This window comes from Clostridium nigeriense, assembly GCF_900086595.1.
Taxonomy (GTDB): domain Bacteria; phylum Bacillota; class Clostridia; order Clostridiales; family Clostridiaceae; genus Clostridium; species Clostridium nigeriense.
The window spans coordinates 1,457,473-1,473,987 of the sequence record NZ_LT575472.1 but is presented as its reverse complement, the minus strand read 5'-3'; the positions used below and the strand labels follow the sequence as shown (position 1 = coordinate 1,473,987).

16 protein-coding genes are annotated in these 16,515 nt (G+C 28.0%); 1 reads left to right on the top strand and 15 read right to left on the bottom strand.

The window, feature by feature from the left end; translation table 11 throughout:
- Nucleotides 1–45: 45 nt before the first annotated feature.
- Nucleotides 46–597 (top strand): 50S ribosomal protein L25, encoded by a 552-nt coding sequence (locus BN6774_RS06980; protein ID WP_066891752.1) that lies wholly within the window; start codon nucleotides 46–48, stop codon nucleotides 595–597.
- A gap of 191 nt (nucleotides 598–788) precedes the next feature.
- Here BN6774_RS06980 and BN6774_RS06975 read toward each other — a convergent pair whose 3' ends face one another.
- The 15 genes from BN6774_RS06975 to BN6774_RS06905 form a co-directional block, all read right to left on the bottom strand.
- Nucleotides 789–2,015, bottom strand: coding sequence for a 6-phosphofructokinase (locus tag BN6774_RS06975; protein ID WP_066891750.1), 1,227 nt, complete (start codon nucleotides 2,013–2,015; stop codon nucleotides 789–791).
- A gap of 32 nt (nucleotides 2,016–2,047) precedes the next feature.
- A complete protein-coding gene (locus tag BN6774_RS06970) occupies nucleotides 2,048–2,701 on the bottom strand; it encodes a bifunctional 4-hydroxy-2-oxoglutarate aldolase/2-dehydro-3-deoxy-phosphogluconate aldolase (RefSeq protein WP_066891747.1) in 654 nt (217 codons plus the stop codon).
- 27 nt (nucleotides 2,702–2,728) lie between these two features.
- Nucleotides 2,729–3,775, bottom strand: a complete 1,047-nt coding sequence (locus tag BN6774_RS06965) for a PTS fructose transporter subunit IIC (protein WP_066891744.1) — start codon at nucleotides 3,773–3,775, stop codon at nucleotides 2,729–2,731.
- A gap of 17 nt (nucleotides 3,776–3,792) precedes the next feature.
- Nucleotides 3,793–4,101 (bottom strand): PTS fructose transporter subunit IIB, encoded by a 309-nt coding sequence (locus tag BN6774_RS06960; protein ID WP_066891741.1) that lies wholly within the window; start codon nucleotides 4,099–4,101, stop codon nucleotides 3,793–3,795.
- Between the two features lie 12 nt (nucleotides 4,102–4,113).
- On the bottom strand, nucleotides 4,114–4,572 hold the full coding sequence (locus BN6774_RS06955; RefSeq protein WP_066891738.1) for a PTS sugar transporter subunit IIA: 459 nt from the start codon (nucleotides 4,570–4,572) through the stop codon (nucleotides 4,114–4,116).
- A gap of 2 nt (nucleotides 4,573–4,574) precedes the next feature.
- A complete protein-coding gene (locus BN6774_RS06950; protein ID WP_084766928.1) occupies nucleotides 4,575–6,548 on the bottom strand; it encodes a BglG family transcription antiterminator in 1,974 nt (657 codons plus the stop codon).
- A gap of 186 nt (nucleotides 6,549–6,734) precedes the next feature.
- Nucleotides 6,735–8,174, bottom strand: coding sequence for a 6-phospho-beta-glucosidase (gene ascB, locus BN6774_RS06945; protein WP_066891735.1), 1,440 nt, complete (start codon nucleotides 8,172–8,174; stop codon nucleotides 6,735–6,737).
- 165 nt (nucleotides 8,175–8,339) lie between these two features.
- Entirely contained in the window at nucleotides 8,340–10,205 is a 1,866-nt protein-coding gene (locus BN6774_RS06940; protein ID WP_066891732.1) for a beta-glucoside-specific PTS transporter subunit IIABC, read from the bottom strand.
- Between the two features lie 301 nt (nucleotides 10,206–10,506).
- Nucleotides 10,507–11,343: a BglG family transcription antiterminator LicT gene (gene licT, locus BN6774_RS06935; RefSeq protein ID WP_066891729.1), complete on the bottom strand. Its 837-nt coding sequence runs from the start codon at nucleotides 11,341–11,343 to the stop codon at nucleotides 10,507–10,509.
- Nucleotides 11,344–11,577: 234 nt separating this feature from the next.
- On the bottom strand, nucleotides 11,578–12,213 hold the full coding sequence (locus BN6774_RS06930) for a YczE/YyaS/YitT family protein (RefSeq protein WP_066891726.1): 636 nt from the start codon (nucleotides 12,211–12,213) through the stop codon (nucleotides 11,578–11,580).
- Between the two features lie 221 nt (nucleotides 12,214–12,434).
- Nucleotides 12,435–13,148: a DsbA family oxidoreductase gene (locus BN6774_RS06925; RefSeq protein ID WP_066891723.1), complete on the bottom strand. Its 714-nt coding sequence runs from the start codon at nucleotides 13,146–13,148 to the stop codon at nucleotides 12,435–12,437.
- A 13-nt stretch (nucleotides 13,149–13,161) separates the two neighbouring features.
- Nucleotides 13,162–14,259 carry a hypothetical protein gene (locus tag BN6774_RS06920; RefSeq protein WP_066891720.1) on the bottom strand — a complete coding sequence of 366 codons (1,098 nt, stop codon included), beginning with the start codon at nucleotides 14,257–14,259 and terminating at the stop codon, nucleotides 13,162–13,164.
- A gap of 150 nt (nucleotides 14,260–14,409) precedes the next feature.
- Nucleotides 14,410–14,949: a 6-phospho-3-hexuloisomerase gene (gene hxlB, locus BN6774_RS06915; RefSeq protein WP_066891716.1), complete on the bottom strand. Its 540-nt coding sequence runs from the start codon at nucleotides 14,947–14,949 to the stop codon at nucleotides 14,410–14,412.
- Complete coding sequence (locus BN6774_RS06910) at nucleotides 14,949–15,575, bottom strand: orotidine 5'-phosphate decarboxylase / HUMPS family protein (protein WP_066891712.1); 627 nt, start codon at nucleotides 15,573–15,575, stop codon at nucleotides 14,949–14,951. The genes hxlB and BN6774_RS06910 overlap by 1 nt, the downstream gene beginning before the upstream one ends.
- Nucleotide 15,576: 1 nt before the next feature.
- Entirely contained in the window at nucleotides 15,577–16,515 is a 939-nt protein-coding gene (locus tag BN6774_RS06905) for a sugar kinase (protein WP_066891710.1), read from the bottom strand.

Genomic DNA, 16,515 nt, shown 5'->3' with positions numbered 1-16,515 from the left:
TAATAAATTATTTATTAAATTAGCTATTTAAGGAGGTATTTATAAATGTCAAATTTAGCCTTTAAGGTATATGAAAGAAATGTAAAAGAAAATCAAAATAGACTTAGAAAAACTGGACAAATTCCAGGAATAATATATGGTGAATTCCTTGATGAAACTATACCAGTAAAAATGTGTAATGCAGAACTTAGAAGAATGCTTAGAAAAAATAGTAGTGGATCTATAATAGAAGTTTCACTTGAAGATAAAAAAATCAACTGTGTTGTAAAAGAAGTACAAAAAAATGAAAGACATGAAATTATTCACGTAGATTTTCAATATATAAAACCTAATGAAGTAATCAAGATGAGGATTCCTATTAGATTTATCGGACAAGACCTCTTAGAATCTAAAAGACTTACATTAGAAACTCATAATTTATATATAGATTTGCAAGGAGACGTTGAAAAAATTCCTGAATCTATTGAATTAGATGCATCTGATATGAAGTTAGATGATAAGGTATTTATTGAAGATATTGTTATTCCACAGGATATAACAATTTTAAGCGACCCTAAAACTTTGCTAGCAGTGGTAAGTAGTCAATATTTTAATTAAATTATAGTTTATAATTTAAAAAGGATGATTCTTAAACTTATAAGGATCATCCTTTTAGTTATGAAATCATTTTACTATATAGTTTTATTTTAAAAAATCCCATTTAAATAAAAAAGCCTCATAGTCATATGCTACGAAGCTTTTATAACAATTGCATTTTATTTTTATAGATATTAATGAAAAATAAAGTTTTAATACAAAGCTATATGTTTTGGAATTCCATTAATATATTGAATTTTAACTTCTCCTTGAATAAGTGGAAAGATATAATCAATCAATTCCTCCTTGACATAATTCCCCTTTTCATTTATCCATTCTATTGGTACTCTCTTTTCTTTATTAGCTATTTTACTAACTGGAACTGATGTTAATTCGATTTCATATGGATTATTTCCTTTTCTAACTATACTTGCCATAACACCAGTATTACCTTCAATAGCGCATTGACATGACTTCATTCCTAAAAGTTTTGATTCTTCAATATCTGTTTTACTTAAGATATGTCCACTACATCTTTGCATTAAATTAAGTTCTATTGATCTAACCTTACACCCTAATTCTTTTCTAACAATGTTCTCCAATACTTTTCCTGCACCAGATATATACTTATGTCCAAAAGAATCTATTGAATCACTTTGTACTATTTCTGATATATACTTTCCATCTTTATCTTTTATTCCTTCACTTATTGCAACTATTATATTATTTTTATTACTTAACTCTTCTTCTATATCTTTCAAAAAGCTACTTATATCAAAATATTTTTCGCATAAATATATTAAATTAGGGCCACTTCCTGAAGCTTCCCTACTTAATGCTGATGCTGCTGTAAGCCATCCTACATTGCGCCCCATAACTTCTACTATAGTTACTGATTTAGTATCGTAAACACTTATATCTCGTTCTAATTCAGAAAAAGTTGTGGCAATGTATTTTGCAGCTGATCCAAAACCTGGACAATGATCAATTGACTCTAAATCATTATCTATAGTTTTTGGTGCTCCTACTACAGTAATATCTTTTATATTATTTTTATAACAATATTCACTTATCTTGCTAACAGTATCCATAGAATCATTGCCACCTATATATATGAAATAACCTATATTGTATTTTCTAAAAATCTTTATAATATTTTTAATTGTGTCACTATCCCTATCTTCATTTTTTATCTTATACCTACATGAACCTAGTGCAGAAGATGGTGTATTACAAAGCAATTCCATTGATTGCACATCTTTAACTTTTTTTGTTATATCTATAAATTTTTCTTTTAAAACACCTTCTATTCCATTAATCGCACCATATACTCTGTTTATTTTTTCTTGTTGCGTGTACGCATAAGTTAAAATACCAACTAAAGTTGAATTAATCGCAGCTGTTGGTCCTCCAGATTGTGCTACTAAAAGACTTTTCATTTCAACTCTCCTCTTCTGCTATAATAAATACTCTAAATCTTGTTCACAATTTCAACTAGTTCCTTTGCATGCTCAGTTAATATTTCAAAATCTCCCGATTCTACCATATTCTTATTAGTTATATAGCTACTTATTCCTGCTCCTGAAAAACCTAACTTAAGAAACTCTCCTAAGTTATCTGGTGTAATACCTGCAGTTGCAATAAATTTAACATTATTTATAGGACCTAGTAAATCCTTTGCATATTTTAATCCTAGTGTTCCTGCAGGAAATAGTTTTATAAAGTCTGCTCCCGCATGATGCGCCTCTAATATTTCTGTAGGCGTCATGGCTCCTGGTATTGTTACTAAATCCAATTCATTTGCAATCTTTAATATATCAATATCCGCATTAGGTGATAATATATATTCTGCTCCTGCTGATTTTGCTTCAAACACTTGTTCCGAAGTAATAACAGTTCCTGCTCCAACTTTTATTTTACCATTAAACTTTGAATTTAACATTCTTATAGCTTCTGAAGTCTTTTCTAGGCAGTTACAATCATTTTGATCAAATGTAACTTCAACTAACTTCACTCCACCTTTATATAACGCTTCGACTAATTGTAATAATTTTTCTCCATATAATCCCCTACATATTGCTATAATTTTATTTTCTTCTATAAATTTAACTACATCTTTTTTCATTTAAAACACCTTCTTTTTATCATATTACTAGTCTATCTTTTCAATATTTGGCTTTAATAAACCTAACATTAATGCTGTAACTATTGACCCAATAATTATAGCTGCTATAAACCATAACTTTTGTTCTACAACTGGTAAAACTATAAATCCACCATGAGGAACATAACATTTTACTCCTCCAATAGCCCCTATAATAGCTCCAACAGAAGCACCTACCATAGTAGATGGAATTACTCTCTTAAAGTCACTTACTGCAAATGGTATAGCCCCTTCAGTAATACCTATACACCCCATTATGCCAGCTGCTAAACCAGCCTCTCTATCTCCTTGAGTAAATTTATTTCTAAATATCATTGTTGCTAAAAATATACCAATTGGAGGAATTGCAACTGTTATACGGAACATACCATTTGGCTCATAAACCCCTTCGTTCATTAAAGCTAATGTAAACATAGAAACTGCTTTTGTTACAGGTCCCCCCATATCTAAAGCATTCATACAACCAATACAAATTGCTAACAATACTTTATTTGTCCCATTCATATTTCCTAAGAAAATAGTTAAATTATTCATTAATGCTGCTAGTGGTTCAGCTATTAAATATATATAAACAACCCCTATTACAAATACAGTAACAGTAGGAATTATTAATATTGGCATAATGGTTTTAATAGTTTTGGGAACTTTAAATCCCTTAATCCACTTAACCATATATCCAGCTACTATACCAAGCAACATAGCTCCTAAGAAACCTGATTTTGCTCCATTTTCTCCAATTGCATTATTTGCTAAATACCCAAGAATCATACCAGGTGCTAGACCAGGCTTACCAGCAATTGTGTAAGCTATATATCCAGCTAATATTGGTATCATCATCGCAAATGCTGCTTTACCTAATACATTAATATTAGACATAAACTGGTTAGTTATAGCTATTCCACCCTCAGCTTTTTCTCCTGTTGCAAGCGAAATTGCTAACATCAATCCCCCTGCTACAACGGCTGGCATCATAAATGATACACCACTTAAAAGAGCTTTTTGTATCTCTTTCAATATTTTCTTAGACTTTTCCATTATCTTAATCCCCCTCATTATCCTACTAATTTCTCAGCCTTATCAATAACTTCAGCAGTTTTTGAAATAGCATCGTTTACATCAATTTCTAAAATTAATTTATCTTCAAAGCGTTCTTCTCCTTCTACAAATACAGCAACTGCCATTATTACAATATCTGCTTCATCTACTTCTTCTTGGCTTAATTCATTTTCAATACCGATACTTCCTTGAGTTTCTATCTTTACATCATAACCTCTTTTTCTACATTCTCTTTCTAAAGCCTCTTGAGCCATATAAGTATGTGCTACTCCTGTTGGACAAGCTGTTACTCCTACTACTTTCATTTTCCATTCCTCCTAATTCTCAGATGAAATATTTTGTTCAATCTCATTTAATAATTGAAATACTTTTTCTGTATCATTGCATAATAATTTTTTTCTAAACTCCTCATCCATTAATTTTCTACTTATTTGTGCTAATATTTTTAAGTGAAGAGTTTCTTTTTTATTTTCTGGTACTCCTAGCAAAAATATTAATCTTACCTTTTCTTTTTGATCTTCAGACCATTTTATTTCTTCTCTACACCTTAAAAATCCAATAAAAGCTCTATCTACAGCTGATGACTTTCCATGGGGAATACTAACTCCATATCCTATCGCTGTTGAAAATTCACTTTCTCTTTTTTTTACTGCATCTATATACTCATCTAGGCTAGATATATATCCAATATTTAAAGCTTTATTTGCTAAAAATTCTATTATATCTTCTCTATCTTTTAGCTCTGAATCTAAAACTATTAATTCTCTATTTATCAACTTTAAAATCCCCCTAATTCATCAAAGATTTCCTTTCTACTTTTTCCTTTAAATATCTTTTCAACCTTATCTTTCGATTCCACAATATCATATACCTCTGATAAGATATTTTTTACATTTTTAATATCATTTTCTGAAATACATATTAAAATAACAGTATTTATATTTTTTCCACTCCATTTTATGCAACTATCTAAGGTCATAATTCCTATCACGCTTTTCTTAACAGTTGAAGGTAATGCATGTGGTATAGCTACTGCTGAATCTAATGATGTTGACCCAAGTTTTTCTCTTTCCATAATTGATTCTTTAAATCCATTATTTATCATAGATTTTTTAGTGAATTCATCTATAATATATGTTAAGCACTCTTCTTTATTTTTAAATTTACAATTTGTGAAAATAAAGTCCTCTCCTATTAATTTATTTATATACTTAAATTCTTTTTTATCTTCAATATCAGTCAATTTAAATTTGTTGGTATCTATAAATATATCTGCATAAATTTGTGATATATTTTTTAAATCTTCATTAGATACTAAAGGAGAAACATAAATAATAGGTTTATTCTTTATTTCTAGTTCTACAGAAGATATTATTAAATCTACATTTTTAGTGTTATTCTCATATATTTTTCTTATAGGAACCACTTCAATAATATCCTTAGAAGGTAAAAATCTTTTAATTTTATTAGCGATTAGCTCAGAAGATCCTATACCTGTAGGACAAACAATTAATATCTTTTTTACTTGAGCATTTCTATCTATTCCAGCTTGAAAATGAACCATTATAAAAGCTACTTCATCTTCATTTAAAATAATATTAAGCTTTTCAGATACTTTTGACATAACATACCAAGTAGCATTAAAAGTTACTGAATATTGTTCTTTAATTTCATTTAATAATGGATTTTCTATCCTAATTCCTATATGCAGTCTATAAATCATAGGAACTATGTGAAACAAAAGTCCTTCATAAAGTTTTTTATCGCTTTTTAAATTAATATTCATTATTTGACTCATTTCAGAAATTGCTTCTTTAACTATACTCTCATACATATCTGTTTGTTCAATACAACTGAATTCTGGTTTTATACAATGCGCTATTAATTGTTTGTTCAAATAATCTATATCTTCATTATTAGTAATAATATTTAATCTCCTGGAAATATTCTCTAATGTACTTTTGGCTATGAAATAAGTTTCTAAAGATTTTATTTCTTCAAATATAAAGCTTTTTTTAAATTTTATATGATGCATTTTACTTAATCTAAAAATAAAAACAATTAAAGTAATTATTAAAGATTTTAAGTAGTAATATGTTAATGGACTATTTAATGTCTTCTCAAAATTAGTTACTTCATTAAATATTATATCTACTATGTTTTCCGGATAAACTTCTTTTAATATTATAGGAGCATATTTCAAAAAATCTTTTTCATTCACAATATTTTTTTTAGTAAGTAATTCCTCAGTATATATTTTTAGGGTATATTGCTTTTGAGATTCGCTTCCAACTATTCTCGTCCCTTTTTTGTCTGACTCTATTTTTACTGTATTTTCATTTAAAAGAGATTCTATATTCTCTATATCCTTTGATATTGATGTTTTACTAACCCAAAAATTCTCTGAAAGCATTTGGTATGAAATTGTTTTTTCATTAACTAACAGTAATCTCATTATTTCTAATTGTCTTTCATCAGAACTATACTCCTTATTACAACTATTTTTATCATTAGAAGTTTCGATTGCTTTCATTCTATTTTCAATGCTACCATTTAGCTTTATTCCTACTCTTGGTTTCTTTTCAATTTGAATATTAAAATCTTTTAGATAATCATTTATTTTTTGTACATCAGTATATAATGTTCGAGGTGATACTTTTATTAAAGCCGAATAATAACTCATAGTTTTATAATCAACTTCATTTATCATCATCTTTATTAAATCTTTTTGTCTAGAATTTAGATTTATCAAGTTTACCCCCTCCAGTAATAAAAAAGTACTTTCTTATGCTTATACTTTAACATGTTTTCTTGTAGTAATATATAACATATCTTTGCAACATTATTGTCGCAATTCGCAAACCAAACCTTTACATTTAGCAAAATTCGTTATTATGAAAATAAAAAAAGTTTGAACTATTGTTCAAACTTTTTATACTTATAAGTTTTCTCCATTACTATTTATAACTTCTTTGTACCAATAGAAACTCTTTTTCTTTCTTCTTTCTAGTGTTCCATTTCCATCATTATCTTTATCAACATAAATAAACCCATAACGCTTTTTCATTTCCCCTGTAGATGCAGAAACTATATCTATACATCCCCATGGCGTATATCCTATTAAATCTACACCATCAATTATTGCTTCTTTCATTGCTTTTATGTGCTCTCTTAAGTATTCTATTCTATAATCATCATTTATAGAGCCATCTTCTTCTATTACATCATTAGCTCCAAGTCCATTTTCTACTATAAATAAAGGCTTTTGATATCTATCGTATAGAGAATTACATGTTATTCTAAGGCCCAATGGATCTATTTGCCATCCCCATTCTGATACTTTTAAATTAGGATTTCTAACAGTCTTAAATACATTCCCTGCAGTTTGCCCCTTTAATATTTCTGGATCTGAGCTTGCACATCTACTTGAGTAATAACTAAATCCTATAAAATCTACAGTATTATTTTTTAATATTTCCTCATCATTTTCTCCAAATGATATCTCAATTCCATTTTCTCTTAAAAACCTTTTTGCATATCCAGGATATTCCCCTCTTGATTGTACATCTATGAAAAATAAATTTTCTCTATCTTTTTCTTTTGCCAAGATTACATCTTCTGGATTACATGAATATGGATAGAATTCTCCAGCTGCAAGCATACAACCTACCATAGAACCAGGAATAATTTCATGAGCCAATTTTGTAGCTAAAGCACTTGCTATAAGTTCATGATGAGCTGATTGATATTTAATTTGAAGTTCATTTTCACCCTCTTCAAATCTAACTCCTGCACCCATAAAAGGTAAGTGTAATATCATATTTATTTCATTAAATGTCATCCAGTACTTAACTTTATTCTTATACCTAGTAAATATTGCCTTGCAGTAATTTAAATAAAAATTTATAAATTTTCTATTTTTCCATCCACCAAACTTTTCTATTATTCCTATTGGAGTATCAAAATGGCATATAGTTACAACAGGCTCTATTCCATATTTTATCATTTCATCGAACATAGAGTCATAAAATTTTAATCCTTCTTCATTTGGAGTTTCTTCATCTCCATTAGGGAAAATTCTTGACCAAGCTATAGAAACTCTTAAACATTTAAATCCCATTTCTGCAAATAAAGCAATATCTTCCTTATACCTATGATAAAAATCTATAGCTTCATGAGATGGATAATACTCATTTTCTAAAGGTCTTAATACATCTATGTTACCTTCCATAACTTTTCTACGATTAACACCAGCTGGACATAAATCTACAGTTGTTAAGCCTTTTCCACCTTCTTTATATCCACCTTCACACTGGTTAGCTGCTAATGCACCACCCCAAAGAAATTTTTTTGGAAATTCATTAAATTCTTTATTCATATTTTTACCTCCTCATATGTTTAAGTTATATTGTAAGTTTAAAACACACATTAAATTAATATATTAATAATTTAAATCTAACTTTGTTTTAAAACTCACATAGGAGTTCTTTACATCATCTATTTTTCACTAAAGGGACTGTCGCACAGACAGCCCCGTTAACTTTTAGATTATGCTTATAATAGTATCTCCTAAATTAGCTTCTTTTTTCTCACTTGCTATAACTTCTAAATAATCCATAGTGTTTGTTACTATAATAGGTGTTACTAATTCATAACCTTCATTTTTTATAGCTTCCATATCAAATTCTACTAAAGTATCTCCAATTTTTACTGTATCTCCATCCTTAACATGTGCTGTAAAGTGCTTTCCTTCTAATTGAACTGTATCCATTCCTATATGAATTAAAATTTCTGCTCCATCATCAGATTTTAAACCAATAGCATGTTTAGTTTTAAAAAGCATTTGAACCTTTCCATTAATAGGTGATACAACTTTCCCTTCTTTTGGATTTATTGCAACACCTTTTCCCATCATTTCTGAAGCAAAAGTTTCATCATTTACTTTATTTAAAGGTAGGATTTCTCCTTTTATTGGACTAGATATAGTAATTTTATTAACTAAAGGCTTTTTATTTTCATTAACTATAACTTCTTCTTTAACTTCTTCTTCAGCATCCTTGTATAGTACTAAACAAGCTACAAATGAAACAACAACACTTATTACTGCTCCTATGCATGCATATACAAAGTTCATCATTGATTCTCCACCAATATAACTTGGTAAAGTTAAGAATCCTGGAGATCCTCCTGAGTAGTTACATACACGGAATATTCCTAAGAATAATCCACCAACTGCTCCACCTATCATTGATGCATATAGAGGTGTTTTAAATCTTAAGTTAACACCATATAATGCTGGTTCTGTAATACCACAAACTCCTGTAATACCTGCTGATGATGCTAATTGTTTAATTTCTGAATTCTTAGTTTTAAATGCTACTGCTAAAGCAGCTGCACCTTGAGATACATTTGATGCTAACATACCTGGGTATATTATTGTATCATATCCCATAGTCATACGATTGTTTATTCCTATTGGAATAAGTCCATAATGAGTTCCTGTCATAACTAATAATGGAGTTAATCCACCTATTAGTGTTGGAACTAACCAACTAGCATAGGATTCAATTGTCTTAATTGCTAAACCTACTTTATCACTGACAATATAACCTATTGGTCCAATTACTACTAATAAAACTATTCCTGTTACTAATGCTGTAATTAAAGGCTTTGTAAAGAATTTTATAGCCTTTGGTGATACTTTATCTGCTATTGGTTCTACATATGACATAAACCAAACACCAAGTATTATTGGTAATACACTTGAACTATATGTAGCTAGTGATATAGGTAATCCAAATACCCCTATAGAGGTTCCTGCTTCTTTAGCAGTGCTTACCATAGATACAAATGTTGGATGTAATAACATTCCTCCAAGCATCATTGCTAAATATTGATTACATTTAAACTTCTTAGCTGCTGAGCTTGCTAATAATATTGGCAAGAAGTAAAATGCAGCATCAGCCATAAAATCTATAACTTGATAACTTTGAGATTGTGGTGTTAATAAATTAAAAGCCTTTAATAAAGCAAGTACTGCTTTCATCATACCTGCTGCTGTTATTGCTGGTAAAATAGGTGTAAATATCCCTGTAATAGTATCTATTACTTTAGCAATTGTTTTTCTATCATCTACTTCTTCTGAAGCATTTTCTTTTCCTTCTATATTGCTAATCTTCATTATTTCTTTATATACATTATTTACATCATTTCCTATAATAACTTGGTATTGTCCACCTTTGTCCACAACACCCATAACTCCATTCAAAGCTTTTATTCCATCTGTGTTAGCTTTTGTTTTGTCCTTTAAATTAAATCTTAGTCTTGTTGCACAATGTGTTAAATTTGATACGTTTTTTTCTCCGCCTACTTTTTCTAAAATTGATTTAGCTAAATTTTCATAATTCATAGCTTAATTCCTCACTTTCAAAATTTATTATTAGTAAAATTTGAAGAATTAAGGTTTTGCCTGATCGAATCAGTTACAATCCTATGAAACTTCTTGTTATAAATTTAAATACCTATTATCCCCTCCATCCATAAATTATTATCAGTTTTTTTATATAAAAAAACCTAAATTAACAAAATACTTAAACCTTAAAATTATATGATAATGCGCAAATATATTATCTACTTTCTTTAGGTAAATATTCCTGTTAACTTAGGTTTTGCCTGATCGAATCAGTTACAATCCAAAAGTTTGTATTAAATTATTGATTTTCTTTTACAACTCTTGCAGTATGTACTATTAAATATAATTTTTCTTCTTTAGTCAACTCACTATTAAACTTTTGATTTATAAATCCTTCTATCTTCTTTGTACACTCATAAGATTTTGGATACTTGTTTTTTATAATTTCAAATAATTCATTATCATTATCTTCATAATAATTCCCATTTACTAGTCTTTGAGCAAAGAATTTTAAATGGGTAATAAATCTATAATAGTTTATTGATTCCTCATCAAACTCTATATTAAAATGATACTTAACTATTTTCAACATTTCATTTATTAAGTTTATTATATCTACTATTTGCGGCATATCTTGACTTAATTCACCATTTAAAATATGCATGGCTATTGTTGCTGCCTCATCTTCTGAAAGCTCTATACCCAGTTTGTTTTTTATAAATTCTAATGCTTTAATACCTATAGCAAATTCTTTTTGATGAAGTCTTTTTATATCCCATAACAAGACATTTTTCATTTCCAAATTACTTTTATACCTTGAAACTGCAAAACTTATATGGTCAGTAAGTGTTAAATATATATTTTCATTTAATTTAGTATCTAACTTTTCTTCAGCGTACTTTATTATTTCTTCTGCCACTTCTAAGTTTTCAGATGGGGTATCTTTTATTAACTCAACTAACTTATTATTTATACTCTTATTTTTTAGTACAAATATTTTATCAACCTTCTCTTCATCTATGACATCACCCTTCTTTTTTTGAAAGGCTATCCCTCTTCCCATAACTACTGCTTCTTCACCATTTTCGTTTATACTGGTTACTACATTATTATTTAGCACCTTGTTTATGAGCATTCCATTTAACTCCTTTCTAATAATTTTTATTAGAAACATTTAATACAAAAAAACCCAAATTAATACCAAATAGTTATAGTTTACCCCTTAACCAACTTGATATCAATTTAGGTTTTGCCTGCGTTCCAGTAACAATCCTTAAATGAATCATTATTAATATGAATTTATTTTAATATATGCTGTAAACATTGTCAATATCTTTATATAATAAATTTAATTCAAATATAAATATTTTTATAAAAAGATAATTTTTTCGACCTTTTCCTTAAAATTTTTATTTATAAAAAATACTATTCTCCCAACAAATATAGCGGCTAGTAAGGTACCAACCCCTATTCCCTCCAAGCTTTTACCTGAAAATATTAGTAACAAGGCTGACAATGTTACTATTGTACAATCAAAGTATATCTTTATTTTTCCAAAGTCTTTATTTCTTTTTATGCTAATAACATTAGTTAAACCATCTGGAGCCACAGGCACAATATTTGCTGTTATAGTTAAAAATACTCCTATTGCAGTAATAAAAAGACTTCCTATACATAATATTATTCTAATAGTATAACTTTCTAAATTTATATTAATAATAGTATTAAAAAAATTTACTAACTGTCCAAATAGTATGGCAAATATAATTTGAAGTAATTGTATCTTGTCAAAATCTTTTTTTAAAATAATAATTTGGATAATGACATAAACTATAAATAACATTGTTGAAGCAACTCCCAAACTTATATTACTTATTTTAGTTAAACTAAAAGGAAGTGAGTTTATTGGAGATACTCCTAGTTTAGATTTAATAGCCAAAACGCTTCCTAGAGATATTAAAAATATCCCTAAAATATAGAAGACTACTCTATTTAAATGCTTCATTATTTTCTCCTAAATTTATTAAATTTATATTTGCGCATTACCAATTAAAAATTATACTAAAATCTTCTTCTTATTTCTATGATAATTTACACATAATACTATGAAATTTAATATAATCTCCATGATCTTAATTTAAACACACCTCATATTTTTAGCTATTATTAACTAAATTTATTTCTTGTTAAAGTATAAAAAATCCAGGAATTAATCCTGGATTCTTATTAAAGACTACATTTTCCATCAATACAAACATTATTACCTTGATTATCATTTTCCTTATCTCGTAAATCTAATAAAGTCTTTTCTTCTTCTATGGCTTTATTTAATGCCATTAAGAATATATCCTCTGGTTGAGCTCCTGTAACCTTAAATTTATCATTAAAAATGAAAGTTGGTACTGAAGTAATCCCGTATCTTCTAGCTAAACTTTCATCTTCTCTAACCTGGTTTTTATACTTATCACTTTGCAGAATTTTTATAGCATCTTCTTTATTCAAACCTATACTCTCTGCAATATTACCTAATGAATCAATATCACTAATATTTTTTGAATCTATAAAATATGCTTTAAATAAAGCTTCTGTCATCTCCTCCATTTTACCATATTCCTTGGCAAAATGAATCATACGATGAGCATCAAAAGAATTAGTTAAAACTAAAGAATCAAAATTGTAATCTAGTCCCAAAGCTTTAGCTTGATTAACTATATTTTCATTATTAAGTTTTGCTTCCTCAAGACTTATTCCATACTTTTCTGAAATAGCTTCATGTATTGATTTATCATTAAATTTAGGTGCATCAGGATTTAATTCAAAACTTCTAAATACTACCTCTACCTTTTCTTTATCTTTAAAATTACTTAAAGCATTTTCAAATCTACGTTTTCCAATATAACAAAATGGACAAAATATATCTGACCAAATTTCTATTTTCATTTTTCTACCTCCCTTATTTCTTTAAATAACTCTTTAATTTATTAATAAATAATTCTTTATCTTCTATATTATTGAAAGCTTTTGCAGGAATATACGCAATTATAGTTATATCATCAATTAAAAAATAATTATCATTATTCTTGTCTAAAACTAAGTTTTCATTCCATACTGAGCCCATTAGTAGCTTTTCTTTAAAATTATATATACCATATTCATTTATATATATTCTATATCCATTTTCATCTTTCTCTTCTTTATAAAGCATTTTTCTAAATAACTTTTTAATAAATTTCGGTAATAAAATAAAGTTCATTATTATAAATAATATGGTTAAAATTAAAATAATACTAATAGTTTTTAAATTCAAAATATAAAGAAGTGCATAGATTAAAATAAATTCTATTATTTCAATAAATATTATAGGTAAGAAGATTTTTAACATCTTACTTTTAAACTCTTTCTTATGCATTAGATAATTAATTACTTCATTAATATCACTATCATCTAATAATATTTTTTCAGTACTAATACCATCAAAACTATCTCTTATAGCTTCACAATTGCTCTCTTTATAACTATTAATTTTATTTACAAATTCCTGCTCTTCATTATAGGAATTTATAACTCTAAGTGGAAGATATATATTAGAATCTAGATATGTTATAATTAAAAATTTTTCATTCTTATCAATATTATTTATTAAATTACAGTTAATTTCACAAATCTCATTCCCAGAATAATACTTTAAAAAAGGACCATCTAAGACTATTCTTTTTCTTCCTTTCTCTTTTAAATTTAATTCATATATAGATTTATATCCATTATTAGAGACATATCTTGAAAATTTACTTCTAATTTTTTTAATAAAAAAATATGTTAATGCAGCCATTACTGTAGCAAATATAGCAGAAATAATTAAACTAAAATCTTCAATAATCATTAAAATAAATGTTAATAAATATATACATATAATTAAAATAACTAAAGCAATCTTCTGTATTTTTTTCATCCTATTTATTAAATTAAAATTTGTGTACTTCTTATTTTTTTCTATGCTTTCTTTTACATAAAAATCATATTCCTCTTCAGTAAAATTATATGAATACTCCATAAAACCTCTCCCCTCCATATTTTCTCAAGAATAGTATATAACTTTTGGAAACTTTATTCAAATCAATGAAAAATACAAAATATAATTGAAACTTAATTATAAGCAAAAAAAGGCTACCTTAAGATAGCCTAACTTTAACATTCAATTTTATTACCAATGAGTTTTAGTAGCTGAATCATTAGATATTTTATCTCTTTGACTTAGATATAAACATAATCCATCTAAAACTATGTGAATACTTTGATCGAACAATGAACTTAATAATTGTATTGATTTTCTTTCTGAGCCTGCATCTCCTTTAACTGTTCCTGGAACAACAACTATCTTATCTGCATCATTAGCCATATCTGATTCTTTATTACTTGTAAATACTAATATTTCACATCCAGCATTCTTAGCTTTTTTCATGTCAGCAACTATATTAGGACTTTTACCTGAACCTGAAATACCAATAAAAAGATCTCCTTTACTTACAGCAGGAGTAATAGTTTCCCCTACCACATAAACATTATAACCTAAATGCATAAGTCTCATAGCAAAGCCTTTAGCCATAAGTCCTGAACGACCTTCACCATCAACAAATATTCTTCGTTCTTTATTTATTGTTGATGCTGCTTTGATAAAATCACTTTCATTTACTTTAGAAATAACTTCTTTTATTTCTTCTAATATAACACTAAATAGTTCCATTATTTATCATCCTCCATAAATGCTTTAAAATCCTTAGCAGCTTCTTTTATATCTTCTGCTTTAGTAATAGCTCCACCAACTACAGCTATATGAAACTTTGCTTTTTTGATTGTACTAATGCTATCTTTGCTAACCCCTCCAGCAACAGCTAATCTATTAAAATCCTTTAAACTTCCTATTGTTGAGTTAATTAAATCTTCAAGTCCACATTTTCCATTATCAGAAGGTAAGTGAACACAAATTATTCCATCTGAAAATTCTTTAAGGGATTCTTGTTTTTCCTTTGAAACTTCAATTAAGTCAATTAAATAATCTTTTTTATATTTATTAGCCACTCTTCTACAAATTCTCAATGTTTCTAATGAAGCTCCTCCAAGTACTGTAGCAATATCAGCTCCAGCATTGTACACTGCTTCAAACTCATATTCTGCTTCATCTACTGTTTTAATATCAGCTAAAATTATTTTATTGGGAAACTCTTTTTTTATTCTACGAACTGATTCTAATCCAAAGTCCTTAATTAAAGATGTTCCTATTTCAATAATATCTGCATATTCTTCTACTTCTTTTATTATATAAATTGCTTTTTCTATAGATACTCTATCTACAGCTACTTGAAGTTTCATACTAATTCTCCTTTATAAACTCTTCTAATTCCTCTCTTGTAGGTAGTCCTTCATTATCACTTACAAAGGTAACTTGAATTGCTCCAATAGCATTTGCTCTTATTACCGATTCCTTAAGTCCTAGTCCTTCTAACTTACTACTTATTATCCCTACAGCAAAACCATCACCTGCTCCTACTGTATCAACAACTTTATCAACTTTAAAACCTTCTTGTCTCAAGCTTTGAGAGCCACTTCTTACATATGCTCCCTTACTACCTTCTTTTATAATAACATCTTTAACACCTAATTTTTGATAGAAATCCGCAATTTTTTCTGGTTCGCTACTTCCTGTTAATACTAATCCTTCAGATACACCTGGTAATATTAAGTCACACTTAGACGCTAGCTCATTTATAACCTTTATCATTACTTCTTCACTTTCCCATAAAGCTGGTCTTAAGTTAGGATCGAAAGTTATATAGCAATTGTTTTCCTTAGCTCTTTCAATTAATCTATAGGTAGCCTCTCTACAACTTAAAGACAATGCTGGTGGGATACCTGTAACATGAATTAAAGAAACACCATCAAAATTTATTTTATCTATATCTTCTTTTTTCATATGGGAAAAAGCTGAACCTTTACGATAGTATGCAGTTATAGGATCTCCAGATGAAACCTTACTCTTAAGCATAGTTCCTGTTTTGTATATAGGATCAAATGTTATAAATTCTGTTCCTATTCCTTCTCTATCTAAAAATTTTTTTACGTACATCCCCAATGGGTCTTCTCCAAGTTTAGTTACATATGTTACTTTATGGCCTAATCTGGTTAGACCAGTACAAACATTAACTTCTGCTCCTGCTAATGATCTTCTAAACACTTCTACTTCATCAAGAGGACCCTCTTCTTCAGCTGTAAACATAGCCATAGGTTCTCCGAATAATATTACTTTACTCAT